Source organism: Coleofasciculus sp. F4-SAH-05, from assembly GCF_040222985.1.
Taxonomy (GTDB): domain Bacteria; phylum Cyanobacteriota; class Cyanobacteriia; order Cyanobacteriales; family Coleofasciculaceae; genus Coleofasciculus; species Coleofasciculus chthonoplastes.
The window spans coordinates 1-24991 of record NZ_JAVKBY010000027.1 but is presented as its reverse complement, the minus strand read 5'-3'; the positions used below and the strand labels follow the sequence as shown (position 1 = coordinate 24991).

The following is a 24991-nucleotide window of genomic DNA, read 5'->3' as shown; positions in this document are numbered from 1 at the left end:
ATTCATCCACAATGTTTTTTTCAAACAGGTTCCGTTTAATACATAGCTCCCCAAAATTGCTCGCTTTCCCCCACACCCCACACCCCATACCCCACACCCAGTATCCTATCGTGGGTAATGTGGCTTAAGTTGACACCCATGCATCCTTGCGCCCGAATCGACGTCCGAATGTACGCCGGAACCAATTCCGTCCAGATGGTCAATTTTTGGCTACCATGAGTGATAACATTGTCCGCATTTCAGACATTAAAATAGGCAAAGAAATTGACCGCATCAGCAACGAGGATTCAGTAAATGCCATAGCCTTCAGTCATAAGCTAAAACGCATTTAAATTGTATATTCCCTGTTGCCTGTGACACACCGAGCGTGTTACCGAGCGAAGTCGAGGTAAGTCGAGGTGTTGCCTGTGACACACCGAGCGTGTTACCGAGCGAAGTCGAGGTAAGTCGAGGTGTTGCCTGTTGCCTTTCAGGGTTTTAGGTATCCCAATTTAAATGCCGAACAGCTTATCAAACACACAGACGTTCCGCCGGAAAGTCTCTACAATACCTAAATCCCTGCATGACCTAATGCTAACCCCGCAACCAGCATCCCCAGAACCAAAAACGGTTGAGCGCTGGCTTGATATTTCACATCATTTTCCAGGGGCGATCGCAGAAAGTACATATCCTGAAAGGTAATCTGAGGCACAATTAACAGCAACAGTATCGCCGCATAGAGATTTTGATGAATGCTAATTAAATACCCCGCAATCCCGGCTTGAAAGATATCAATCATCAGCACACAAATCCAAGCCGCTGTCCCCACACCAAACATCACCGGGATAGACTTCAACCCCAATTGACGATCGCCTTCCACACTCTTAAAGTCATTCACCACGGCAATGCCTAAACCTGCCAGACTATAAATTAGGGTAAGAATCACAATCGTCCAATTCAGATCCCCAAATAAAGCATGACCCGCCCACCACGGCAGGGCAATATAACTCGAACCGAGGGCATAGTTTCCTAGCCAACCATTCTTTTTCAACTTCAATGGCGGCGCTGAGTAAATATAGGCGATAAACCCTCCAAAAAGTGTTAAACAGGTTAAGATTGGAAATTCATGTCCTGACCATTGATCTAACCCATACGCCACGGCAATACCCGCCAGCAATAACACCACAATCTGAGTCATCACTTGGGGAACCGAAATTGCCCCAGAGGGAATTGGGCGGTAGGGTTCATTAATCGCATCCAGTTCACGATCATAAAAGTCATTCAAGGTTTGGGTATACCCCGCCATCAACGGACCGGACAGTAACATACACGTCACCGCTCTCAGAATATCTTCCAGCGTCCAGGTATATCCACCTCCCGACGCCGCGCCACAGACAACCCCCCAGATTAAGGGAATCCAGGTAATCGGTTTCATTAACTGGAGACGAATTTTCCAGATCGATTTTTCACCGGGGGCGGCACCTTTCATGCCTAGAAGTTGCCGAGTTTTACCCGTTTTATCGGTTTGTTCGGTTGAGGGAGAGTTAGACATTTTAGTATTAAGTGTTGAGTGTGTAGGGGCGGGTTTAGGGATTTCCTTATGGGTATTGATGGTAACGTTTGTACAAAACCCGCCCTAACCAATACGTAGAGGCAGGTTTAACTATTATCGTTTGAAATGGTGCGTTACGCTCCTTTGAATTGGTGCGTTACGCTCCTTTGAATTGGTGCGTTACGCTCCTTTGAATTGGTGCGTTACGCTCCGCTAACGCACCCTACCCGCCCCGACGAATGACAAATGACGAATGACAAATGACAAATGACAAATGACGAATGACATAAGACAATCAGAACGAAATAATTAAATGCCGATCTTGGAACTTCGCCCCTTTCACAGCTTGACCGCTTAATTGGGGCGGAAGCCAAATATTACGCCGCTGATCCCCGGCTTCAATTGTCACCTCTGGACCATATTGGGTGAGTTTCACCTGCTTTTTGTCAAAGCCCGGTAAAAATAAACTGACTTGACGATTCGCCACATCTATGCTAATCGGTTTAGGCGCTTGCACCGCTTGTTTAAAATCAGGCAAAGCATCCATCAACGGTTGCCAGTCAGCAACCTGAGATAACTGGGGCAAAGCGCTAACCGTTAACGGGGCAAATTCAGCAGCTAACGTATCCGTTGCTGGAATTTGGTTCAACAGAACCCCCCCCACCGTCAGATTAACCTGCTGGGCGCTCCCCCAGAAATACTTAGCCGTCGCTAAAGCCGCCGTGTCCCCGGTTGTCACCAAATACGCCGCCACCCGATTCGGATCAGCCACAGCGGTTTTACCCTGCTCCAGCATTTGGTTAGTTTGCTGAGTCGGTTTATTGGCAAAATCGTCGGGTGTCCAAGTCACATTAAGAATCGCACTGGTAACGGGTTGGATAAACGGGGAAATAGCCTTACCCAGATCCGACTCGGTAAAGATTTGGCGAAAGCGGCGAAAATACCAACTGAGAATTTCTGGCATCCCCAGCATCCTCAATGTGGCTTGATCGCCGCTGCCATCATAGATGATCACATCATACTCACCACTGGCGTCATATTCGCGAATCGTATTCAGGGCTAACGCACTATCCATCCCCGGTAAAATGCCCAATTCTTGACCATAGACATTTTTCAGGGTTGGCGATCGCAAATACTCCGCCTCTAGCTTTTTCACCTCGTCCCAACTCTGTTCCAGGAGGAGGGTAGACTGAAGCTGAACCGCTTTCAGATTCGGTTCCACCTCCGTCGGATCAGCCCTGGGGAATGTTCCCAGTAACAGTCCAAACGCCGGGGTAGGATCTTGCCCGACTAAAAGGACACGCTGACCAAGATTTGCGAACTTTTTAGCCGCCGCGATCGCAATTGTGGTACGACCGGTGCCGCCTTTGCCTAAAAAGGTGAGAATAAAAGCCATAGTTTTGTTGGACGCTGCTGGGGAAGTCGTCACTAACTGACGGGTTTGAGTTCATCTTCAAAAAACCAGGTTGCCGTGCTGTCGTCAAACTCGACGATCGCACCGACACCGCTGCCATCTGTCATTTTAAAGTCTTTGACGATGCCAACTTTCCCTAGTTTAGTAACGATGTCGCCCGACACCCGGTCTCTGAGACGACAGACTTGAACTTTTTGACCAATTTCCATTATTGCTGCTAGTAATTTTAATAGGATGAACCATTCCAAAGTGTACCGGAATCTGGGAAGTTTTGACCCGATTACAAGCTTCGAGGAGATAGTTTTGAACATATAGGGGTTCGTAGTCGGCACGAAGCGTGCCATCTAGCGCTAAAGCGCTGACTACAAACCTACCATCCGCTCCTGGGCTTGAACCAAAGCGCGTCGGACTTGCTCAAATCCTGTTCCCCCATAACTATTACGAGCAGAAACCACCTGATTGGGTGCGATCGCGTCGTAAATATCCTCCTCAAAGGCGGGATGGATTTCTTTCCACTCTGGTACAGTTAAGTCTTTGAGCAGTTTACCCGACCCTAGACAGGTTCTCACCACTTTACCGACCAAGTTATAGGCTTCTCGGAAGGGAACCCCTTTAGTTGCCAAATAATCAGCCACATCGGTAGCGTTGGAGAAATCTTCCGTCACGGCTGAGGCGAGACGCGGAGGACAAAACTCTAGCCCCTCCCGTAACAAAATTGTCATGGCTTCCAGACATCCTTTAACCGTTTTCACGCTGTCAAATAATGCCTCTTTATCCTCCTGCAAATCCTTGTTATACGCCAACGGCAATCCCTTCATCAGCACCAACATGGCTTGCAGATGCCCAAACACCCGCCCCGTTTTACCCCGTACCAATTCCGGCACATCCGGGTTTTTCTTTTGCGGCATAATACTCGAACCCGTTGAGCAATTGTCCTTGAGGGTAACAAAGCTAAATTCCTGAGACGCCCAGAGAATAATTTCTTCCGACAGTCGGCTCAAGTGAACCATAATCAGACTCGCCGCCGTCAAAAATTCAATGGCAAAGTCGCGATCGCTCACCCCATCTAAACTATTACGATAAACATCGCCAAAGTCCAGCAGGGAGGCGCTGTAGTGCCGATCAATCGGGAATGTTGTTCCCGCTAGCGCCCCACACCCTAAAGGAGAAATATTAACCCGCTGGTAAATTTCCCCCAATCGTTGCCAATCCCGTTGCACCATTTCCCAATACGCCAGCAAATGATGGGCTAAACTCAACGGCTGGGCGCGTTGGAGATGGGTATAGCCGGGGATTAAGGTTTCGACATGGGATTCAGCCAGATTGAGCAAAACCCCTTGCATCTGTCGCAACTGAGTCCGAATTTGGCTAATTTGATCCCGCAAATAGAGTCGCGTATCTGTGCCAACTTGGTCATTTCGCGATCGCGCCGTGTGCAGCTTTTTCCCCACATCCCCAACAAGTTCCGTGAGGCGTCGTTCTACGGCAAAATGAACGTCCTCGGCGTCAATACCGGGGTTAAATTTTCCCTGGCGGTATTCTGAACGAATTTGTTCTAACCCGTTCACCAGTTGTTCCGCTTCAGCGGCTGAAATAATCCCAGTGTGGGCAAGCATCTTCCCATGAGCCACCGAACCCGTCAGATCATACTCAATCAGCTCGATATCAAACCCAATACTCGCATTAAAACCTGCGATCGCCGGATGTAGTGCCGATTCAAATCGCTGACTCCACGTTGTTTGTTCCGTCACAATACCGATTCACCAATGACAAAGGACATAAGACAAAGGACAAATCACCCAAACGAACTCATCCCCCGAAAAATATAACCGATAACTAAACCAATTAAAAATGCCCAGACTTGACCCGATTCAATGAAATTATTGAACGCCTGTTGAATTTGACCCAAAACATCCGGATCTTCAACTTGCTGGGCTAACACCAGTCCATCGGTTAGCCATGGACTCACCAGGTCAATCAGGGGATGAAGACTATGGACAACTGACGTTACAACTTGCACTTCCATAACAGCCTTTAAATAGGTTACTCGGTTGATTTTACCTGCAACACGACCAAGGTCATATCATCTCCGTTACGGTTTTTCCCGCCCATAAACTCTCCCACCCGCTCAAATAGGTAATCTAGGATGGGTTGGGAGCCTTGGCGATGTTCGCACGCCCACCGAAAGGCTTCAATCAGATTTTCCTCATCAAAGCGATCGCCGTGTTGATTGGCGACATCAGTAAATCCATCCGTGTAATAGATAATCGTGTCTCCGACATCGAGTAAGATTTGATCATCTTCATACTGAGAATCTGCCTCTAAGCCAATCAACATCCCATCCGTATCCAGACGTTGGATGGAATGGGTGGATGCTTTCCATAAGAAAGGGGGATTATGGGCAGCATTGCTATAGGACAAAATCCGGGTTTGAGGATCGTACTCCGAATAAAACAGGGTGACAAATCGATTGGAATTTTCCAAATCAGCATACATTACCCGATTTAGATGTTCCAGGATGCGGGCTGGGGAGTGACGGTTTAACACTTCTGCTCGCAACATACCCCGCGTCATTGTCATAATCAAGCCGGCTGGTACACCTTTGCCCATCACATCACCAATGACAACGCTCCAAGGGACAGAAGCTTTGTGCTGATCCAGCGCTTGATTCTCACCGGGTTGGGTTGGGCGAAGTTGATCGTAGTTGGTGGGAATAAAATCATAATAGTCCCCACCGACTCGACTTGCTGTCTGACACTGAGCCGCCAATTCAATTCCTTTAATCGAGGGACATTGACGGGGGAGGAGGCGTAATTGGATTTCCGCGCCAATTTCTAACTCTCGATCTAAGCGTTCTTTTTTGCGAAGTTCTACAGTTAGTTCATCATTCGCGATCGCGACGGCTGTTTGATCGGCTACCAAACGCACTAACTTCTGTCGAGTTGGCGTCCAGCTATAATTCAGGTCATCAGTAAACACATACAAACGTCCTCGTTCGACATTTTTAATTAAAATCGGTGTGCCAAATAACTGAATATCTGTGTCTAAATAACGATTGACCTGATCGTCAAACGATGACCAAATTGCGTCCAACTGTTCTGAACTCATTACCGATTTTCCATCCTCATTGCCTTGAGCCGCGATCGTCTGAGTTGCCCGTTCAAGTGCTGGACGCAAGGTTTGACACTCTTGATTATCTTGGCAATGCATCTGTTGTAGCCGGAGTTGACCATTTGGTTTTAACAAAACCAATGCGCCTCCCTCCGTATCGGTAACCCGTGCTGACATCAAGGGAATTAATTCTAAAAATTGATTCAAATTGTTGAAGCTGCGTAGGGCAAATCCCAGTGAGCTTAACAAATCTTGGATTTTATGTTGTTCTCGGTGTAGGCAAGCCACAAGTTCTTTCAGGGCGGAAACGGGTGTTCTGTCAGAAGCCGCGATATAGGGTGTGCCATTCGCTGAATTAGGGGGTTGGCTGGGAAAGGGGCGTGCTGTCATCACATCAGGGTTTGGGAGCATCACTTTTTACTAAAGATATAGTCCAATTGGAGGTAGTCTTTACACGTATGGTCTTCAAGTAGCTATTGAAACACTTTTGACCATCCATGCTTCCATAAGTAAGTTGCACAAGTCCGGACAGCCTTCTTGCAGGCATGAATAGGACAATATAAAAAGCGTGGGAAAATCCCGATGACATCCTATCTTAACGCTGTTGGTCTTTGGCGCTGTACTGAATGAAGTCTGTTACGGTTATTGTATAAGTATTTGACTGATTTTAGGTGTCAATCATAGCGCCAATTGAGTATTCTGCCAACGTCTATCTGGGGGATTAGTTAAACTCCTGCTTGTTTTTAATTTTCTATCAAGAGTCCAAAATCACGATTAGATCTTAATCCGCCTCACATCTATCTAACCGTTCGCTCATTTGGCTACTGAGTTACCCAAATGAGCGAACGGTGAGTCAATGAGATTGAAATTGAGCCTTCTGAAGCGACGTTGGAACTGTATCGATCGCGTGCAAATAAGAGCAAACTTCCTCAGGCTTTTAAGGGTCATCAATTCAATTTTTAAGTTAGCCGATAACTGGGACATGGTCTAGCGGTGCGAGCGTGCTAATGGTACACCCGAATGTAGTTGACTTTTTAGGGGAAGGAGCGTGCCCTTCCTGTTAGGACACATCAAATATGTAGAGACTAAAATGCAACGTCTCTACATATTTGACTTATGGGGATTGACAAATACAGGAGATATCTTAGGGAAAAAACAGCCGTTATTAATTGATACACAGAGACGGATCATGCTTGCCGTAAGTTCACATCAAGCGTTAAACCTGCTTTCGCCCTCATTGGCGCTCCCGGTCCCTATCCTTACGGTGATATCGAGGCAATTATTGCCAATGTTCCCACAGGCGATCGTTGGCTTCAACACATGGAAGAAGAGTTGCTGCCGTTTGAGAATTTTGACTTATACTCTTTGGGATGGTACACTTACCAAGTTGAGCGAATCCAAGATTGGAATAAATGATACAAATTTCTGAACGGATTCAAAATTTAAACGAGTCTCCTATTGTTACATTTGCCGCTTTAGCTAGCAATTGTCCAGGTGTGGTCAGTTTAAACAGTGGCTCCCCAGGTCATGGAGTAATTCCTGGAGTGCAGCAGGCAATTCATCGGGTTGGCGCAAAGGAAATCTCTGTTTACCGCACACCTCACTATGGTTCCTTGAACGCCCGAAAGGACGCCCAGCAATACTTCCAACAACGGTACGGGCTGGAGTTTGATCCCAACCAGGAGATTAATCTAACAACTGGGTTTACTCATCTATTTCACTGTCTTTGTACAACGATTATCAACCCAGGAGATACAGCACTTTTTCTCGAACCTTTTTTTCCCCAGTATGAGCAACCCCTGGTTTTAGCCGGCGGAAAAATGGTGGTTATCCCCACTCAGGCAAAGCATCGCTGGCAACCCCAGCCAGAGGCAATTAAAACAGCATTGAACCATCATCCCGATGCTAAGATGATTGTTTTCAATTATCCCAATAACCCCTCTGGTGCCACCCTCTCGGAAGATGATTGGAATGCAATTATTGATGTCTTGATTGAGGAAATGACCAGAAGGGAGCCGCTCAAACTATCACTACCTCTGGTTTTAATTGATGAAGCCTATGTTCCCCTGTTTCATCATGGAGAGATTAATGAACATCCCACCTTTGGTCTGACATTATATAAACGACTTCAGCAGGCACAAGCATCAGAACTTGCCTCCCTCCATCAATTAATGGAATCTGTGCTGATTGCTTGTACCCTTTCTAAACAAGGTACGGGGGGGACATTGCTGGGTTTGGGGGCGTCGAAGAATGTCAAATTGCTGGAGGCAATGCGAATTCCGCAGAAAGCTACCGTGATTAACTCCAATGCGATGGGAGAAGTCGCATTAAGTGCTGTAATTCAACCCGATCCTCACAAAACCATTGAATGGGCGGGAAGTCTTTATGAAAGTCGATTGAATCAATTGGCACTAGGTTTGAATGCCATTTTTGAGAAATGTAATCTAACCCATTCGGGGGAGACTCAGCTACCGCCAGCCAGCTTTGTGTCTGAGGCAGGAATGTATCTTTACGCCAATTTTTCTGCCTTAAAAGGTTATCAAGTGACGGCGGATTTCCGGGAAAAGTTGCAAGTGCTAGCTGACGGTAAATTTAACCTAGAATCGTTGTATCGGCAAAACCAGATCAATACTAGCTTGGAAGTAGCATTATGGTTGTTAGTGGCAGCCAGAGTATCTACAGTACCCATAGGCAAACCAGAGGATTGCTATCTACGTTTTTCGGTTGGTTTACCCCAAGCAGTTGGGGAAACTGATACTAAGATGGTTGATCGGCAGAAAACTGAAGCCCAAGGTAAGCAGTTAATTAGTCAAGCCCTGGCTCAAATTGAACTAGCTTTGGCACAACTTGTATGCTAAATTGTCTGCGTTGCAATTAATCGAGAAAACTGGCTTATGTCTAGAAAGCAAATAGAAACCATAACCCTAAAACCAGAAACGCAAAAGGTAATCGCAGATTATTTAATGGATGTAGCCTGTAAAGGTTATGATGTCCAAGACTTTGATACCCAGTTGAAATATGGGGGAACTAAGCTTTCCCTCTGCCAACAGCAGGGATATTATCCCAACTGTAATCTGGTTGTCATGAAAAAATTAGGCTATGCGATTACCGAAATCCTAAAAGAAAACGGGGAGCAAGCCGCCTTAGATTGTTTTCAAGCTTACCGGGAACTTTTCTCTTCAAATAGCAAGTGTCAAGCGGGAAATGATCCGGCTATTCCCTATGTTCAGAAAATTGAATTTCTCCCCAATGATCTTTTTGCCGACATTGATCCCGCTGATTTAATTGCGCCCAATGGGATTCGGATTCCCGCACACCTGAATACCTGGGCAGAAATTCAGCATTATGCCGCCAAATTGCTGGTGCCAAAACTCCTCTTGGCTGCAATTTGTGGCATCCACAACCAATTTCCCTGGATGGATCTCGACATGGATCTCAACTCCACCATGCACACCATGCGCCCTGATCCAGATAAATATCATGTTAATGCTGGCTATGGCGGTGGCTATATTAAGCAGCACACTGATGGCTATTGGAATCAGCGGAGTAATGTGCCGCTGATTATCGTTTTCCTCAGCATTAGTAATCCCAATCGGGAACCAACTGGTTTTATTCCGGTAGAGGCGATTTTTCGGATTCCCTCTCCAAATTCTCCAATTTACGACTCTTGGCGTGCTATCTTTCAGGATTTAATTCCACCGGATCAAACCCCAGCAGAATTTGTTAAATGGGTGGTTGAACAAGCGACTAAACCTCAGTTTTCCTTTGTTATGGGTGTACTGGGTGGGGATGCTAAACGTGGAGTTTATGAGACTCCTCTGTTGGAGAAAGATCCTAACTATGGGGGCTACTTATTCAGAGCCAAATCAACGTTTCAGTCGGCTAATCCAGAGGCAGCACCTGTGGTAGAGTTCACTAATCGCATGATTGAGTTTTTGGGAAATGAGAACGTAGCCAATACATACCTGGAAGTGTCTCTATCATCGGGAGAAGTCTATCTGGCGCTCAATGGTGCCGGATTATCTATTGATGCCAATCCCGACTATGAAGCCGATGGTTATGCCTACCCGGTAAAAGGAGCCGCAACAATTCATGGGCGGGGGAAACTAGCAACCATTGATGGTAAAATTGACAGAACCTTGGCACGGGGTAATAGTTTACAAAGTCCGGAAAGAACGTTTTATGCTCCCAATGATGGTGCCGAGTTGCTGTTGGAGGAGTTGAAAAAATGTGCAGATGATCCGGATCGGGTATGCCTAGATCGAAATCAGTTCTTTCCCGATAAAGGAGTCGTCAGTAACCTGCTCCAAGCCGGTATTCGGGGTAACGAATTAAAACGATAAATCAGTAAGGCACAATCTAGCTTGGCTAACAGCATAATTGGGCTATAGTTTGAGATCAATTTCTCCCTTTGTGTCTCCAATTTATGCCTAACATCAGCCAAGCCCAAAAATTAATTTGGAGGGATAGAAACAGAAACGATGGGTAATTATTCAGCAATTGATACATTTAATCAAAACTATTTTGCCAGAAAAGATGTAGACCTTTATTACCGCCGAGTTCTCAGCGAGCATTCCCATTGTGGCATCTTTGAACATCCGGATGAAGATGTGCATATTGGCAAGAAGCGGACAACAGAATATATGGCATCTCTACTGACATTGAGCCAAGAGAGTCACCTGCTGGATTTGGGTTCAGGATATGGTGGCGCCGCCAGATATATCGCCCAAAAATACGGCTGTCAGGTATCTTGTTTGAACCTGAGTGAACAACAAAATGCGATTAATGTTGAACGGAATCAAGAAGAGGGGCTGAGTGATTTAGTTACAGTTTATCAGGGTAGGTTTGAAAGTCTGCCCTTTCCCGACTCGACATTTAATGCAGCTTGGGCGCAGGATTCCCTCTTTTACAGCGATACTCAATTGCAAGCGTTTCGAGAAGCCCATCGAGTTTTAGTTAAGGGCGGTGAATTTCTTGCCTGCACGTATTTTTTCAGTGGGGATTATCCTACTGAGGCAGAGGTGAATAAGGTGGTGGATTGGTACACGGGTGGAGGAATTCACCAAGTCTATTTTTTACACCTCAATGATTATCGAGAGGTTGCCCAGGAAATTGGGATGTCTGAGGTACAAGTTATTGACTTAACTCATCATGTTTCGGTGAACTATTTGCAAATCTTGAAAAAGATGGAGGAAATTCAGGCAAGTGAGCAGCTTTGGAGTCAAGAGTTTTTTGAAAAGAAAAAGCAACGCCTGCTTGATTGTGCCCAAGTGGGCAAAAGTGGCTTGATTCAATGGGGAATGTTGCATTATCGGAAAGAAAATTAGGCAATCGCGTCAATGATAAACATAAGGACTGCATTCAGTCCTTAACTAACTACTTTTTCCCTCTAATAGTACTACCGAAATTTTGAGTTCTGACCCTCTAGATATAGCAATCCTAGACAGGTTGTAACAAATCAAAAACTAGAAAAAAACTCTCCTCCTCTTGCCCATTCCCGAAAAGCGGCAAGATTTTGGACAGGAATCAAATAGGATTGCTATATCGTCCTATTCTAATGTTTTGGCATCAGCAGTGTATTAATTTTTGTATAAGGAGATTTATATGGCAAGTTTGATGGAAAATTTATCCCACACTTATCGTTCTCTACCTCGTTGGGATATGGCTGAAGATATTAAGGGAGTGAGGAATTGTATTTCTAACAAAAATTATCGCGCCATTATGAGTGGTGACTGGGATTCTGAAGAAACCCTCCGGAAAGCACTTAATGATATGGATGATCAAGAGTACGCTGAGTGGTGTCTGGCTCAAAATAAAAAATTCCGAGAAATAGCAATTAAAGACCAGCTCCTGTACAACGTAGTTTCAAGATATCGCAACCACATCATTGACCATGGCGGGATGTGTGCCGAGTTTGGAGTATTCCGAGGACATTCAATAAATAAATGTGCCAGTATAATTTCCGAACGCCAATGGTACGGTTTTGATAGTTTTGAAGGGTTTGAAAGTGACTGGAATACCTATCAAGACAATTACTCTGTTCACAAAACAGCCTTTTCCTTAAAAGGGGGACTACCCAAGCTTGAACATGAAAATATTTCTCTAGTTAAGGGTTATTATAGCCAATCACTACCAAAATTCCTATCGGGTTTGACACCGGATCAGTATTTTTCCTTGGTTCATATCGACTGTGATATCTTTGAAGCGGCAAAATGCATATTCCAGAATCTGGGAAACCGATTTATTCCCGGTACGATTATTGTCTTGGATGAATCAGTAGGTTTGTGTGGTATTTCCGATGTTCTCAAAGCCTTTTATGATTTTGTTCGTACCAACGATATAAAATTTCAATGGTTAGGTAGTGGCAAAGGACCGAATGAGTTTACTGTCTTAGATCGAGGTTGGATTATGACCCACTGGCTATTTGCCTATAAAACTGGAATGTGTTCATCAGCTTGTATTTTGCAGTAATTGGGATTTAATGTCATGGACTGTTTGAGTATTGCCCAGGCGGCAAAAAAATGTGCGCCAACTCTAGCCAATGCTTCAACGCAACAGAAGAATGCGGCACTGTTGCGTATGGCAGAATTATTAGATGCCCATCGTACTGATTTAGTAGCCGCCAACCAAGTCGATGTAACAGCGGCTAAAGACGCAGGTAAACCGGCTCATTTAGTGGCTCGCTTACTGTGGCCCAATGAAAAAATAGATGCTCGGATTAGAGCTTTACATAAAATTGCCGCTTTGCCTGATCCTGTGGGCGAGTTTTTTGAGCCGATTGCTTGTGCTAATGGACTCAAAGCCTTTAAGATGCGAGTGCCATTAGGGGTAATTTTAATGGTTTACGAAGCTCGCTTGCATGTAACAGTAAATGCGGGGGCGTTTTGCCTTAAATCAGGAAATGCCGTTATTTTGAGAGGGGGTTCAGAAGCGAAAACCTGTAACCAGTTGTTAGGGAAATTGTGGCAAAAGGCTTTATCAGATGCCGATTTACCCACTGATGCCATTCAGATGGTGATTGGTTCCCATGAACAAGTGCATGAATTTCTGCAACTGAGTGAAGAAATTGACTTGGCAATTCCTCGAGGTGGGACGAGATTAATTGAAGCGGTTACGGCTGCGTCGAAAATTCCTTTACTGAAGCATTATAATGGGCTTTGCCATGTTTATATTGATGCTGGGGCAGATTTAGCTCAAGCGTTGGACATTGCCATAGATTCTAAGTGTTTGATGCCAGAGGTTTGTAATTCCATGGAAACACTGCTGGTGCATCGCGCATTTACTCCAGAGCTGGATAAAATTGTGGCTGAGTTTCGTGCCAATGACGTGAAGGTAAAGGGATGTCCGGTGGTTTGTACGGCTGTACCCGATGTGGATGCAGCTACGGAAGCAGACTGGCGCACAGAATATCTTCAGTTAGTGGTTTCAATTCGAGTTGTTGATAGCTTGGAGGCGGCAATATCCCATATTAACCATTTTGGCTCTCAACATACGGACACTATTGTCACTGATAGTTATCACAGAGCCGACCGTTTTGTCAAGGAAGTTGATTCCTCTGTGGTGTTAGTGAATGCATCAACCATGTTCAATGATGGTGCCACGTTGGGCATGGGTGCAGAAATTGGTATTGCCACGGGGAAACTGCATGAACGAGGTCCGGTGGGTTTACAGGGGTTAACTAGCTACAAATTTGTGATTCGTGGCTCAGGACAAATTATGGGTGAAGCGGGTATTCCTTAATATGCAAGAACAAGAAAAATGAGTAAGTACTCTAATTTTACCACTAACCTTAAAGAGCACCGCTGGAGACGTTCCACCGGAACGTCTCTACGAATCCGATGTGTCCTAACTGTCTTGGCGACTGCTATAACTTAGTTATGTTATGTATAAATTTTTTCAGCAGGGTTTTCAACAAGCAGCTAATCACCCCTTCGAGGGTAGGCGGATTGGTGCGGAGTTAAAATTTCCCTTGGTACAGCGCCAAACCGGGAAAGCCGCATCACTCACAACTGTAAACTCTCTTTGGCAACACTTAGCCCAGAAAAACTGGAATGTTATTAACGATCCCCTAACTCATAAACCTGTGGGTGCGAGTAAGCCGGGGGAATTTAATCATACGGTGGCTGGTTATGCTATCGGCTTTTGTAACCTAGAGTTTGCTCTCGCCCATACTGGAGATTTACACGCTTTGGAGCAACAAATTAATGCTCTGGTGACAGAGCTTGCCCCATTTGCTGATGCTCACGATGTGAGTTTTTTGGGGTATGGAATTCAACCTGTCACTGAGCCGACTCCTGAGTATAGGGCGCCAAAGCAACGTACTCTGTTTGATTGGAATGCGATTTTCCCCAGGGAATATCTGTTTACCGTAAGTGCACAGAGTCACGTTCATTTGAGTATATCTTTTGAGGAAGCAATTCCGGCAACAAACATCTTAAATGGTTTTGCCGGAGCGCAGATTGCTCTGATGGCAAACTCCAGTATCTGGAAGGGGAATATTGATGATACTTACCAATCCGTAACAGAGAAGATTTATGATTGGTGGATTCCCGATGGCAAGACGGTGGGTATACCCAGGAATTCCTTTAATGACTTGGAAAGTTATGCTGACTTTGTGGCAAATTTATCCCCTGTGTTTGTTTATCGGAACCAAGAGCCAATTTTAATTAATCACTACTCCAGTTTTGCTGATTATTTTGAACGCGCCCAAGCTATTGGTTATCGGTTATCGGGTGAGGAGATGGAAATTGAGCCGCTACCAGAGGATGAGAAATTACATAATTCGTTCTACTGGTTTACGGCTCGGATATCCCGATATTTCACGATGGAAAACCGACTTTGGGATCAACAGCCTCCGGGGGATTTAATTTGTCCTGCTGCACTGAGTTTAGGGTTGCTGAGTGCCTTAAATGAAGCCCAAGAAGAGTTGAGCCATTATGACTGGTTAACACTAAAATTGATGCGGGAAGCCGCACTGCAAAAGGGATTAGCGGGGAGGGTTGAGGGAATTGCGATCGCGGATCTGGCGAAACGGATGCTGGAACTAGCCACTCTGGGGTTAAAACGGCGGGGATTAGGGGAAGAAAAATTTCTGGAGAGCCTGCAACAGCGATTGCTTCTCCGGCAAAATCCGGCGATGATTGCTAGAGACTTATTTAATAAGGGGGGTATTCCGGCATTGGTAGAAGATCGAGATATTTGTAGGTACAAAAATCTTAACTAAAATTCAATAATATCAGTAATATAAATGAGCATTAAAGATAGAGTCAGTAAAGTTTACAGTTCTCAAAATAATCAAGAAATTAGCGAAAACTATGACAGATGGGCGTCTGATTACGAACAAGATATGATTGGTGATACAGAGTACGTATCACCACAGAAAACGGCGGATATCTTACTCAAGTATGTCCCTAAGACTGCTACAATTTTAGATGCTGGGGCGGGAACAGGTATGGCTGGTAAAATTATCCACCAACGGGGCTACCATAACCTAGTTGCCATTGATATTTCCCCAGAAATGTTGAATAAAGCCCGTCAAAAGAATGTTTACACCGATTTATCTCAGCAAGTATTGGGAGAGCCTTTAGACTTCCCCTCTAACTTGTTTGATGCCATTATCAGTGTGGGTGTGTTTACTTATAATCATGCTCCGAGTCATGCTTTTGATGAGTTAATTCGCATTACTAAACCAGAGGGTTACATCATTTTTACCATGCGCCCTGACTTTTATGAAAGTAGCCAAGATTTCCAAACAAAGATGACGGAATTAGAGTCATCGGGTCAATGGCAGTTGATTGAACGTGGAGAGCCATATTATCCCCACCCTAATACTAATCTGAAGACTTGTTTAGAAATATGGACTTATCAGGTTAAATAGATTAAAGCTTTATGTAGTAGAGAATCAAAGAAGAAGGTAAACATGAAACTGTGGAGTGATAGCTTTACCGATGGTGGTAAAATTCCCGAAACCTTTGGGTTTGGGAAATATCACCCAGAAAAGCATAGCGTATTTTCCGATAACAAAAATCCCCATTTAGCGTGGAGTGATTTGCCACCAAGAACCCGTTCTCTCGTCTTAATTTGCCATGATTCGGACGTGCCAAGTGTATTTGACGATGCCGAGCAAGAAGGTAAAATTGTATCAGCTAGCCTACCTCGCATAGATAGTTATCATTGGGTTCTGGTTGATTTGTCACCGGATATTCAATCGATCACGGCGGGTGAATTCAGTGATGGAGTGATTAAAGGGGGTAAAAATGGACCAGAAGCTCCTTTGGGTACTCGCCAGGGAATCAATGATTATGGCGAAGGATATGTTGATGATCCGGAAATGGCAGGAGATTATTTTGGCTATGATGGTCCTTATCCACCTTGGAATGATGAAAAGATTCATCACTATCATTTTACGCTCTATGCGACTGATCTAGACCGTTGTCCAGTTGAAGGTATTTTTACGGCGACGGATGTTTTACAAGCCATAGAAGGTCATGTATTGGAAACAGCATCATTGACAGGAACCTATCAGATTTATCCTGATGCTGAGTAAACCATTTGAATTGAGACGTTTATTATATCGAAAGATGTCATGAAAACCAGGAAACTCGGTCGCCAAGGACTGGAAGTGTCTACCATTGGTTTAGGCTGCATGGGCATGTCGGAATTTTATGGCAACGGTGACGAAACAGAAGCGATCGCGACGATTCGACGTGCCATCGATCTGGGCGTGACACTCTTCGATACAGCGGATATGTATGGTCCATTTACCAATGAAAAATTGGTGGGAAGAGCATTGAAACCCGATCGCGATCGCGTAGTGATCGCCACAAAATTTGGCTTTGTCCGTTCGCAAACTGGGGAATATTTAGGTCTTAGCGGTAAACCTGAGTATGTTAAAAGTGCCTGCGATGCTTCCTTGCAACGACTGGGCATCGATACAATAGACCTTTACTATCTGCATCGCGTCGATCTGGATGTTCCCATTGAAGAGACAATTGGGGCAATGTCAGAGTTGGTTAAGCAGGGCAAGGTGCGCTACCTTGGTTTATCAGAAGCCGCAGCACAAACGATTCGACGGGCTCATGCGGTTCATCCCTTAACCGCATTGCAATCTGAATACTCTCTATGGACGAGAGATCCGGAGGCTGAGGTAATACCAACCCTAAAAGAACTGGGTATTGGGTTTGTGGCTTTTAGTCCCTTGGGACGGGGATTTTTGACCGGACAGATTACCAGCCCTGAAGACTTGGCGGATGATGACTTGCGTAAGGGATTACCTCGCTTCCAGCCAGAAAACTTTCAACAGAATTTGGAATTGCTCAAACAAGTGAAAGCGATCGCGCAATTTCAAGGAGCTACACCCGCCCAGGTAGCCTTGGCTTGGTTGCTAGCCCAGGGCAGGGATATTGTTCCTATCCCTGGAACCAAGCGCCGCCGCTACTTAGAAGAGAATGTTACGGCTACCCAAGTGCAACTCACCCCTGATCAACTTACTCAGATTGAAGCCGTTGTAGTACAGGATGCTGTCAGGGGAACTCGCTATCCCGAATCCGACATGGGAGTCGTTAATCGGTGATATCCTCCCACACTTAATTATTCAACACTTCTACATCATGACGGAAGGCAATTAAGGCATGACTATTCTCCATTTCGGCTAAGCTTTGGAAAATATCGTCAGAGACTTCTGCGGAGACAACGCTTTTCATCTCAATATTGGTGTTATACCCAACAATATCCCCCATGCGTCTGCCATGCCCCCCTTCACCGAGGACATCGTTTACGGTAAATCCCGTTACCCCTTTGCTTTTGAGCAGTTTAATTAAACGATCTTTGAGTACGGATTCACTGATAATCGTGATTAAGACAGCGGGTTTGACGGGAATGGCTTCAGTAGACATAAGAAACTCCTAACAATATTCGTTTAGGGAAAGATGACAGGCAAAGAATAACTCAATTCCTGTACCAATTCGAGATTTTCCGGAAAAGTTCACCGTCTCAGACTTCTGTTTGGCAATCGGGCAGTCGTTTTAATCCACTGCCGCAGTCGCTGTCGCAGCTCATCGATATTCGGCGTTTGTTTACCATAACGCCAGCGTACATAAGCCTGAGAAATGTCATCAATCACGGTGGCTGAGTCAGAGGATTGCTGCTGACGCATGACCCTAGCATATTCTAACGGTGTCTGGGCGGGGTGCTTAATATATCCTCTAGCCTTCAAAACCTTTAACATTTGCTGGTAAAGCCGTTCCATGGGTGGTAATTTCCCTAACCAGCGACGGTAACGCCAGGTTTGCCACTGTACCCAGCTTAACCAACCGACGAACCCCAGCGCGATCGCGAAAATTAATCCGCCAAACAATCCCATCCAACCACTGGAGAAGATCACCCACAGTCGCACAATCAGCCGCAGCAGCGAACCCACCACTAGATTCCACAATTCCCCGATAAAATTACTGACGGGTGAAGGAAGCCATCCAGCAACCCACTGCCAAAACTGACGCAAAACACTAAAGGTTTCTGTATCTTCCACACTTTGGGGGACTATTTCATGTCCGGGAATGGGGTCAAAGGCAAACCAGCCATAGTTCGGGAAATACACCTCAGTCATGGCATAAGCATCGGTATTTTTGACTACATATAAGCCAGTGAAGGGATTAAACTGACCGGTACCAAATCCTACGACTAACCGCGCCGGAATCCCAATTGAACGCAGCATGATAGTTAACGTAGTGGAAAAGTGATCCGGATAACCACCTTCATATTTAAAGAGAAACGCTTCAACTAAATCCTCATCTTCTTGTAAATAGGGAAGTTCCAAGGGATTATCGGGAATTCGATACCGTTGTTTGAGGGTTTGAGCCAAATACAGCGCCTTTTCGGAGGATGAGGTGAGGGGTTTGGGGGAGGTGGCTAAAAGTTGTTCGGTTTTTTCACGCACCTTATCCGCAATGTCCGGTGGAACGTCAAGATAGTATTTTTGGATATTGTCGGGATAAGTTTCCGGGGCTTGTTGGAGTCGAGTGCGATCGCGCACGGGTACTTCAGATACTACCGTATAGGTTAATCCTTCCAGTAAAGCTAGAGGCGATCGCAAACTGCCTTCTGTATCAATAGCCACTTCCCTGGTGGGAAAATAGAGTCGCTTCGGATAACTTAGTGCCGGAATAATATTCGGCAGTTCCGATACGGCAGTATAACTTTGAATCACCGTTTTCGTCCGACCCAAATTAAAGCTAGTCGGATATAGTTGAAATCGATAAGACCAAGTCGGACGAGTCACCTCTAATACCTGATCTTCGCGAGATAATTCCCATCCCTGCCCTGTATACTGGTCAAACGCCTGCACGCGCCAAAATCCAGGGGATTGGGAACGCACCCGCAAAACAACTTTTGGCTTAAGGGTACCTCGGAGATTCTGGTTAATTTGGTTGCCAAAACCATAGTAAAATGTTTCATCCATTTCACCTGGACCTCGACTAGGAGAGGTTCCCTCACCACCAGAACCCTCCCCTTCACCCTGATATCCAGGATTATTCACGCCCCGATTATTCCCCTCAAACGAGCGCTCATCCAAATCCAGAGGCGCACTCACGGGAAAGGTTTGCAGTTGATAACCGGGAAATCGAGGCATTAGGGCAAAAATCCCTAAACCCAGGGCGATAACTACTAACAAAAAAATACTTAATCGTCGTAGTGAAAGCGGCGAGGTACGTTTAATTTTTTTCCGGGAATTTTTCGGCTTGGGTTTAGGTGATAAACCGATGCGGGATTGGTAATCGAGGATTAGTGTGGGTAACGCAATAGCTAAAAATATCACCAGTAGCGGGGCAAACGCTAAGGTTTGGCTCAGGGTTCCTGCCACCCCCAACAAAATCAGCCCGATTACCATCGAATAGCCTAAATCCTTGCGCCGGGGCAAGTCAAAGCTGTGGAGGACTTGTACTTGAATCAATAATTCTGCGAGAACGAGGCGGGTATCATTGAGGCTGGCTAATAAATTATTAAAGAATACCCCCATAGCGATTAGCATTCCAATCGCCAAAAAGAACTTAACCGCAATGTTGCGATGGCGGCGACGATACCAACTCCAGGTTGCTCCCAGGATAGAGAGGGGTACAGCCCAGACACTCATCTGGGTTTCAGCAGCAATATCGGTGGCGATAATTCCGACAATCACTAGCCCCTGGACTAAGACTCGTAATCCTATCGAGTCTTCGGTTTGAGGCAGTGGCATTGTGCCAAGACGTTGCCACACCTGATTTAGACCAGGTAGACGCCGGATTCGCTGCATCCCTGAAGGGTTCGACATAACAATTGACTCTCTTGTGCGCGAGATGGCTGTTAGATTAAATTCACGGGTTCAATCTATTGTATCTAAGTCCACAGTCGGGAGTGAGAGAAGCTCCCAAGTCTAACAGCTAGCACTTAACCCTTACCCCTTACATTGTTGGGTAAATCGCAAAAACCAAGGGGTTTTCGTCTGAGTCTTGGAACCGAATTTCCAGGGGATAGGTTTGATTCGGCGGCAAATCAAAAGCTTCAACACTCACATAGCCGGGATAGGTGCGCTCTGATACGGCTGAACCTTCAGGTGTACGCAAGGTCAAACTGCCACTTTCGGGTAGATTGCTGATCACCCGCAGGGTGGGAACACCTTCTTGGATCTGGTACTCTGCCTGGACGGTGATCACGCCGACAGAGGTTTGCCATTGGCGTTCAACCGAAGGCTGGTTGGGTGAAAGGGATACAGTCAACGTGCTAATAATTTCTTTAGCCGCTAACAATGCCAGAATCATTTGTTGCTCTGGAGTTGCCTCGTCATAGGATGGAGATGGAAGTTCCTTGAGCAACAGTTGCAGTTGTTCAGGGTCACGACCCGATCCCGAAGACAACAGTACCATTTGCGCTTGATTATTCAGCAACTGAAATTGGGCGGGGAATAAGTTTTCCACAGCCTTGACCATTTTTCGCCCCAATTGATAGGGGGAATAGACTGACTCCGAACAAGCGTTAAACAGAGTAACGAGAACGTTTTCCGGGATGGGGACAGGTAGGGGTAGGTTCAAGAGTTGGGGTGTCCATACTTGAACTGATGGAACCCCAGTCGAGGCTACGCTGTCTGAGATATCAGGTTCGTATTCATAGATGTCCGTCTCCCAGGGAAACAAGGGGGGATGACGCTCAATTTCAACTTGCAGTTTGCGCTTAATTAGCGCCTCAAAACGATTTTGCACGATCGGCATATCTCCCAAGTTGTAGGGGCGGGTTGTACCGCCCAGTTCGATGTCCTCACGAGTAGGAATGTCTTCTGAACCCACTCGTGTGTGGTCATTAGCGATTTCGCCAGTTATAGTGGGTGCAATGTTCACGTCTTCAAAGTCCAGTGGATCTAACTCATCAAATTGAAAATCCGCTGCTTCTAGCTCATCGATAGGGTCTAACCCGTCGGGTTGCCCATGGACTGATGGTGTAGCAGCAGGAACGGACTCTTGTAGCAGCCAAGCCATTAAGCGGCTGTATAGGGTGTCCGAGTTATTGTTTATGTCACTATTCATCTTCAGATGCACCTGATCCGGATACTGAACGATTGCGAATATCCCAGGCAATTTCCAGCAATTTAAACCATCGCTTGTCAACCTGAGTCACTGTACAACCTAGCGCTTGGGCTATTTCTTGGGTAGAATGACCCTGCTGCTTGTGGTGCAGCAATTCCCCCTGTTGGGGATCAATTTTGTGCTGAAATAGCTGCCACTGGTGGGGGGTTAACCCCAGATTTTTCTCTAAGTCGGCTTCTAACCATTGATGGACAAGTTCCCAACGGTGAGAAAGGGCAAACCGAATTAAATGATACTTAAATCGTTGCTGTAAGTAATCCCTCTGACGGGGGGTTAATCCTAATATCTCCTCAATTTCGCTTGTCGGCAAGTCTTGTAGGCGCAGGGTGAAGTAGTCGGCACAATCGTGTTGTTGCCGTTCTTCGAGATAGGCGAACAATTCCTCAACAACTTTATCCCGCAGGTTCGCTTCTAAGGGTTCAGGTTCAGACGCCACCATCACCTCTCGCACCTGCTGAATCGCGGCATCGTTCCAGGTATTTTCTGAATCGGGAGTACCCCCTTCGGCGGCGGTATCCATGTCTACGGAGGTTTCTGGGGGTTGCTGTTGGGAAAAGGTTTGCGCCCGCAAAATTAGCAGTTGCTGGGATCGCCGTCCGGGTAAGGGAATACGCCGCTTGGCATACCGTTCGGTAAACGCCATGTACTCCGATAACTCTAGTAGCGATCGCGGACGATAATTCTCTTCAATGGATGTCTCACGTCGAAAGGCATTTAAGGATTCCACATAAAATCCCTGTAAGAAATCTTCAATCAAGGTAACGCGGGCTTGATAGCTCGCGGGGGTTTGAGACGGGGTAATATAGCGATAGACGATCGCACTCAACGTACTCTGAAGGTCGATTCGTCCCCGATGAGATCCAAGGCGGTAATACTTTAAGACTTGTTTGAGGCGATGGTTGGCTAGGGTCTTTGCCCAGCTTTCAACATCTCCAGATGTCTTAATTCGATGGCTTTCATTACAAATTCGAGTAACTTCGTTCGCTAAACGCGCTGCTACATCCCGACAGTTCTGCTCGGATGCCGTCGTAGACTGCCGAAGTTCGTTAAATAGCAGTTGAAAAATAGCCTCCACGCCCTGGCAGACTTCCCTCATGATGTTCATTCTTTCACAAAGACCCTAACACACACATCAACAACCGTTTTCATCTGGGTTTAGACTCATACATAGCAGTAAGAGGTACTTGAAAAGAGGATCGCTCGATGGATTTAACCGAACAAATTCAAGCTCTGATTGACAATGCCCCGGATGACGGGACGACGCCGAAAATGGTTGAGGCGATTGCCCCTGTCCTAACCACGCTTGCCAGTCAGTTACACCACTCGGACTATCATATTCTCCAAACCCTAGATCAAGGTTGGGTGGTAACGACCCTGAGTAATCGTGCCCAGCCTGAGGTCGAAAAAAATGTTGTCTATGCTTTTCCTACACTCAAAGACGCGGCTGATTTTCAATCCAATTGGGACCCTCAAATCATGGCGATGCCCGTGCCAGTCACTCACATTTTGTTCCAGATGTTAGCCCTGGACACGGTAAATAGCACCGTTTTCTTTGATACACCTGGTAATTTAACAGCCGGAACCGAGGTACGTCGAGAGGATCTGCAACGCTTGGTTCAAACTCAGCTCCAGCATACTCAATCAGCACCTCGGTCATATCCTAGCAACCTCCCTCCAGACATTGCTTAATTTAAACTAACCTACAGCCGCTAAAATTCTAGAGACTTGAGGGGAGAGCGATCGACAAATCGCCAATTCGGTGCTGGAGGTTTCTCTAACCTTAACCTTTTGGTCAGCTTTGGCGCTGTTATTTCTCCTGAAAACCCTGGCTTTTCTATTGTAAGCGGTTATAGTCGTTATCCAGTGTCAACGCCTGTAATTTATATCACAGAGGATAACCATGTCTGAATGTCCTGTTTGTCAAACCCAATATATCCCAGGTAATGTGCATCGTTGCTCTGTCTGTGGGTGGGATTTGACCCCCTATCCACCCGCCTTGGCGCAGTCTGTACCCTCAGAATTTTGGCAGCAGCAGTCCGTTCAATTAGATTGGGCGAGACAGATGTGGGCGAAATGGTCATTTTCCCAAGGGGTTTGGTACACCCTTTCTCCCCTGAAAGAACAGTTAGCCCAGATTGAACAGCAGCTTCAGCAGGCACAACAGGAACGGCAGGATTTACGGGAGCAACTCCAACAACTGCTGCCGCAACTGGATCAGCCCTTACCCACACTAAACACCGAAAGTCATCAAGAGTCAACACCATTACCTCCCCTAGAAGTCGCCGTTTTAAATTATGAATTAATTGAACATCAATTCACGCTCAATGATTTTTCTGACTCGGTATTATCGGTTGCCATTAGTCCAGACGGCGAAACCTTAGTTAGCGGCGGTTATGATAACCTGATTAAACTGTGGAATCTCCAAACTAGGGAGATAATTCACACACTTGCCGGACATACCGACTCCGTTATTTCTGTTGCCATTAGTCCGGATGGTAAAACCTTAGTCAGTGGCAGTGCTGATAATACTCTGAAAATGTGGAACTTAAACACTGGCACAGAAATAATGACGGCTGATGAACATTTGGACTCAGTGTTATCGGTAGCGATTAGCCCAAATCGTAAAACCGTAGCCAGTGCCAGTTCTGACGGTACCATTAAGCTGTGGGATTTGAACACAGGCTATGAGATCCGCACCTTATTTGGTCATACAGACGCCGTATTGTGTGTGGCGATTAGTCCAGATGGACAGAATCTAGTCAGTGGCAGTTCTGATGATACGATTAAAGTTTGGAATCTGAAAACTGGGAAAGAAATCCGCACCTTAACTGGGCATAGAAATTCAGTTTTGTCGGTGGCAATTAATCCCGATGGACAAACTGTCGTGAGTGGCGGATATGACGATACGATTAGAGTGTGGAATCTGAAAACCGGGGAAGAAATCCGCACAATTGCAGGTCATGAAGATTCCGTCTTATCGGTTGCTGTCAGTCCAGGGGGACAAATGTTAGTTAGTGGCAGTTCTGACAATACAATTAAGGTTTGGCATCTGAAAACCGGCGAAGAAATCCACACCTTAAGGGGTCATTCTAGCTCAGTTATTTCTGTGGCGTTGAGCCGAGATGGTAAAACAATCGCCAGTTGCAGTTCTGATAAAAAGATTAAGGTTTGGCACGTTTTGAGCTGATGTCATTGGTCATTGGTCATTGGTCATTGGTCATTGGTCATTGGTCATTGGTCATTGGTCATTGGTCATTGGTCATTGGTCATTGGTCATTGGTCATTGGTCATTGGTCATTGGTCATTGGTCATTGGTCATTGGTC

At 45.8% G+C, this 24991-nt stretch carries 22 protein-coding genes; 11 read left to right on the top strand and 11 right to left on the bottom strand.

All coding sequences use genetic code 11. The annotated features are described in order from the left end of the window. Positions 1–35 precede the first annotated feature (35 nt). The 7 genes from RIG27_RS03160 to RIG27_RS03130 all read right to left on the bottom strand — a co-directional run bounded on the left by RIG27_RS03160 (position 36) and on the right by RIG27_RS03130 (position 6446). On the bottom strand, positions 36–203 hold the full coding sequence (locus RIG27_RS03160; RefSeq protein ID WP_446342357.1) for a hypothetical protein: 168 nt from the start codon (positions 201–203) through the stop codon (positions 36–38). A 347-nt stretch (positions 204–550) separates the two neighbouring features. Continuing rightward, the gene (gene chlG / locus RIG27_RS03155; RefSeq protein WP_446342355.1) at positions 551–1531 is read right to left on the bottom strand and encodes a chlorophyll synthase ChlG; all 981 of its coding nucleotides are present in this window, start codon (positions 1529–1531) and stop codon (positions 551–553) included. Positions 1532–1826: 295 nt separating this feature from the next. Beyond that, on the bottom strand, positions 1827–2927 hold the full coding sequence (locus RIG27_RS03150; RefSeq protein ID WP_446342353.1) for a Get3/ArsA fold putative tail anchor-mediating ATPase NosAFP: 1101 nt from the start codon (positions 2925–2927) through the stop codon (positions 1827–1829). 32 nt (positions 2928–2959) lie between these two features. Further along, the gene (gene petP, locus RIG27_RS03145) at positions 2960–3154 is read right to left on the bottom strand and encodes a cytochrome b6f subunit PetP (RefSeq protein ID WP_446342351.1); all 195 of its coding nucleotides are present in this window, start codon (positions 3152–3154) and stop codon (positions 2960–2962) included. 153 nt (positions 3155–3307) lie between these two features. Beyond that, positions 3308–4696: an argininosuccinate lyase gene (gene argH, locus RIG27_RS03140; protein WP_446342349.1), complete on the bottom strand. Its 1389-nt coding sequence runs from the start codon at positions 4694–4696 to the stop codon at positions 3308–3310. 44 nt (positions 4697–4740) lie between these two features. Beyond that, the gene (locus RIG27_RS03135; protein ID WP_446342347.1) at positions 4741–4971 is read right to left on the bottom strand and encodes a hypothetical protein; all 231 of its coding nucleotides are present in this window, start codon (positions 4969–4971) and stop codon (positions 4741–4743) included. 17 nt (positions 4972–4988) lie between these two features. Beyond that, positions 4989–6446, bottom strand: coding sequence for a SpoIIE family protein phosphatase (locus RIG27_RS03130; RefSeq protein ID WP_446342359.1), 1458 nt, complete (start codon positions 6444–6446; stop codon positions 4989–4991). A gap of 1022 nt (positions 6447–7468) precedes the next feature. Here RIG27_RS03130 and RIG27_RS03125 point away from each other — a divergent pair. The 9 genes from RIG27_RS03125 to RIG27_RS03085 all read left to right on the top strand — a co-directional run bounded on the left by RIG27_RS03125 (position 7469) and on the right by RIG27_RS03085 (position 17628). Further along, complete coding sequence (locus tag RIG27_RS03125) at positions 7469–8914, top strand: pyridoxal phosphate-dependent aminotransferase (RefSeq protein ID WP_446342345.1); 1446 nt, start codon at positions 7469–7471, stop codon at positions 8912–8914. 36 nt (positions 8915–8950) lie between these two features. Further along, a complete protein-coding gene (locus RIG27_RS03120; protein ID WP_446342343.1) occupies positions 8951–10399 on the top strand; it encodes a hypothetical protein in 1449 nt (482 codons plus the stop codon). A 138-nt stretch (positions 10400–10537) separates the two neighbouring features. Beyond that, positions 10538–11383 (top strand): methyltransferase domain-containing protein, encoded by an 846-nt coding sequence (locus tag RIG27_RS03115; protein WP_446342341.1) that lies wholly within the window; start codon positions 10538–10540, stop codon positions 11381–11383. Between the two features lie 277 nt (positions 11384–11660). Then, positions 11661–12527 carry a class I SAM-dependent methyltransferase gene (locus RIG27_RS03110; protein ID WP_446342339.1) on the top strand — a complete coding sequence of 289 codons (867 nt, stop codon included), beginning with the start codon at positions 11661–11663 and terminating at the stop codon, positions 12525–12527. A gap of 15 nt (positions 12528–12542) precedes the next feature. Continuing rightward, on the top strand, positions 12543–13796 hold the full coding sequence (locus RIG27_RS03105; RefSeq protein ID WP_446342337.1) for a glutamate-5-semialdehyde dehydrogenase: 1254 nt from the start codon (positions 12543–12545) through the stop codon (positions 13794–13796). A 142-nt stretch (positions 13797–13938) separates the two neighbouring features. Then, positions 13939–15279 (top strand): glutamate-cysteine ligase family protein, encoded by a 1341-nt coding sequence (locus RIG27_RS03100; protein ID WP_446342335.1) that lies wholly within the window; start codon positions 13939–13941, stop codon positions 15277–15279. 24 nt (positions 15280–15303) lie between these two features. Continuing rightward, positions 15304–15933 carry a class I SAM-dependent DNA methyltransferase gene (locus tag RIG27_RS03095; RefSeq protein ID WP_446342333.1) on the top strand — a complete coding sequence of 210 codons (630 nt, stop codon included), beginning with the start codon at positions 15304–15306 and terminating at the stop codon, positions 15931–15933. Between the two features lie 42 nt (positions 15934–15975). Beyond that, positions 15976–16602, top strand: a complete 627-nt coding sequence (locus RIG27_RS03090; protein ID WP_446342331.1) for a YbhB/YbcL family Raf kinase inhibitor-like protein — start codon at positions 15976–15978, stop codon at positions 16600–16602. A 39-nt stretch (positions 16603–16641) separates the two neighbouring features. Continuing rightward, complete coding sequence (locus RIG27_RS03085) at positions 16642–17628, top strand: aldo/keto reductase (protein WP_446342329.1); 987 nt, start codon at positions 16642–16644, stop codon at positions 17626–17628. Positions 17629–17641: 13 nt separating this feature from the next. On the opposite strand, the gene RIG27_RS03080 is transcribed toward RIG27_RS03085, so the two are convergent. From RIG27_RS03080 to hetZ, 4 genes are all read right to left on the bottom strand, one after another. Next, the gene (locus RIG27_RS03080; protein ID WP_446342327.1) at positions 17642–17950 is read right to left on the bottom strand and encodes a P-II family nitrogen regulator; all 309 of its coding nucleotides are present in this window, start codon (positions 17948–17950) and stop codon (positions 17642–17644) included. Between the two features lie 89 nt (positions 17951–18039). Further along, positions 18040–20361 carry a transglutaminase TgpA family protein gene (locus RIG27_RS03075; RefSeq protein WP_446342325.1) on the bottom strand — a complete coding sequence of 774 codons (2322 nt, stop codon included), beginning with the start codon at positions 20359–20361 and terminating at the stop codon, positions 18040–18042. Positions 20362–20491: 130 nt separating this feature from the next. Further along, a complete protein-coding gene (locus tag RIG27_RS03070) occupies positions 20492–21607 on the bottom strand; it encodes a hypothetical protein (RefSeq protein ID WP_446342323.1) in 1116 nt (371 codons plus the stop codon). After that, positions 21600–22763, bottom strand: coding sequence for a heterocyst differentiation protein HetZ (gene hetZ, locus RIG27_RS03065; protein ID WP_446342321.1), 1164 nt, complete (start codon positions 22761–22763; stop codon positions 21600–21602). Before hetZ ends, RIG27_RS03070 begins: the two co-directional genes overlap by 8 nt. A 107-nt stretch (positions 22764–22870) precedes the next feature. Between hetZ and RIG27_RS03060 the strand changes: the two genes are divergently transcribed. After that, the gene (locus RIG27_RS03060; RefSeq protein ID WP_446342319.1) at positions 22871–23356 is read left to right on the top strand and encodes a hypothetical protein; all 486 of its coding nucleotides are present in this window, start codon (positions 22871–22873) and stop codon (positions 23354–23356) included. A 211-nt stretch (positions 23357–23567) separates the two neighbouring features. Continuing rightward, the gene (locus tag RIG27_RS03055) at positions 23568–24854 is read left to right on the top strand and encodes a WD40 repeat domain-containing protein (RefSeq protein ID WP_446342317.1); all 1287 of its coding nucleotides are present in this window, start codon (positions 23568–23570) and stop codon (positions 24852–24854) included. Positions 24855–24991 lie beyond the last annotated feature (137 nt).

Bases quoted from the DNA above. Each gene is read 5' to 3' on its own strand.
- chlG (WP_446342355.1), bottom strand. From the start codon at position 1,531: ATGTCTAACTCTCCCTCAACCGAACAAACCGATAAAACGGGTAAAACT.
- RIG27_RS03150 (WP_446342353.1), bottom strand. From the start codon at position 2,927: ATGGCTTTTATTCTCACCTTTTTAGGCAAAGGCGGCACCGGTCGTACC.
- petP (WP_446342351.1), bottom strand. From the start codon at position 3,154: ATGGAAATTGGTCAAAAAGTTCAAGTCTGTCGTCTCAGAGACCGGGTG.
- RIG27_RS03135 (WP_446342347.1), bottom strand. From the start codon at position 4,971: ATGGAAGTGCAAGTTGTAACGTCAGTTGTCCATAGTCTTCATCCCCTG.
- RIG27_RS03130 (WP_446342359.1), bottom strand. From the start codon at position 6,446: ATGACAGCACGCCCCTTTCCCAGCCAACCCCCTAATTCAGCGAATGGC.
- RIG27_RS03125 (WP_446342345.1), top strand. From the start codon at position 7,469: ATGATACAAATTTCTGAACGGATTCAAAATTTAAACGAGTCTCCTATT.
- RIG27_RS03120 (WP_446342343.1), top strand. From the start codon at position 8,951: ATGTCTAGAAAGCAAATAGAAACCATAACCCTAAAACCAGAAACGCAA.
- RIG27_RS03115 (WP_446342341.1), top strand. From the start codon at position 10,538: ATGGGTAATTATTCAGCAATTGATACATTTAATCAAAACTATTTTGCC.
- RIG27_RS03110 (WP_446342339.1), top strand. From the start codon at position 11,661: ATGGCAAGTTTGATGGAAAATTTATCCCACACTTATCGTTCTCTACCT.
- RIG27_RS03105 (WP_446342337.1), top strand. From the start codon at position 12,543: ATGGACTGTTTGAGTATTGCCCAGGCGGCAAAAAAATGTGCGCCAACT.
- RIG27_RS03100 (WP_446342335.1), top strand. From the start codon at position 13,939: ATGTATAAATTTTTTCAGCAGGGTTTTCAACAAGCAGCTAATCACCCC.
- RIG27_RS03095 (WP_446342333.1), top strand. From the start codon at position 15,304: ATGAGCATTAAAGATAGAGTCAGTAAAGTTTACAGTTCTCAAAATAAT.
- RIG27_RS03090 (WP_446342331.1), top strand. From the start codon at position 15,976: ATGAAACTGTGGAGTGATAGCTTTACCGATGGTGGTAAAATTCCCGAA.
- RIG27_RS03085 (WP_446342329.1), top strand. From the start codon at position 16,642: ATGAAAACCAGGAAACTCGGTCGCCAAGGACTGGAAGTGTCTACCATT.
- RIG27_RS03080 (WP_446342327.1), bottom strand. From the start codon at position 17,950: ATGTCTACTGAAGCCATTCCCGTCAAACCCGCTGTCTTAATCACGATT.
- RIG27_RS03075 (WP_446342325.1), bottom strand. From the start codon at position 20,361: ATGTCGAACCCTTCAGGGATGCAGCGAATCCGGCGTCTACCTGGTCTA.
- RIG27_RS03070 (WP_446342323.1), bottom strand. From the start codon at position 21,607: ATGAATAGTGACATAAACAATAACTCGGACACCCTATACAGCCGCTTA.
- hetZ (WP_446342321.1), bottom strand. From the start codon at position 22,763: ATGAGGGAAGTCTGCCAGGGCGTGGAGGCTATTTTTCAACTGCTATTT.
- RIG27_RS03060 (WP_446342319.1), top strand. From the start codon at position 22,871: ATGGATTTAACCGAACAAATTCAAGCTCTGATTGACAATGCCCCGGAT.
- RIG27_RS03055 (WP_446342317.1), top strand. From the start codon at position 23,568: ATGTCTGAATGTCCTGTTTGTCAAACCCAATATATCCCAGGTAATGTG.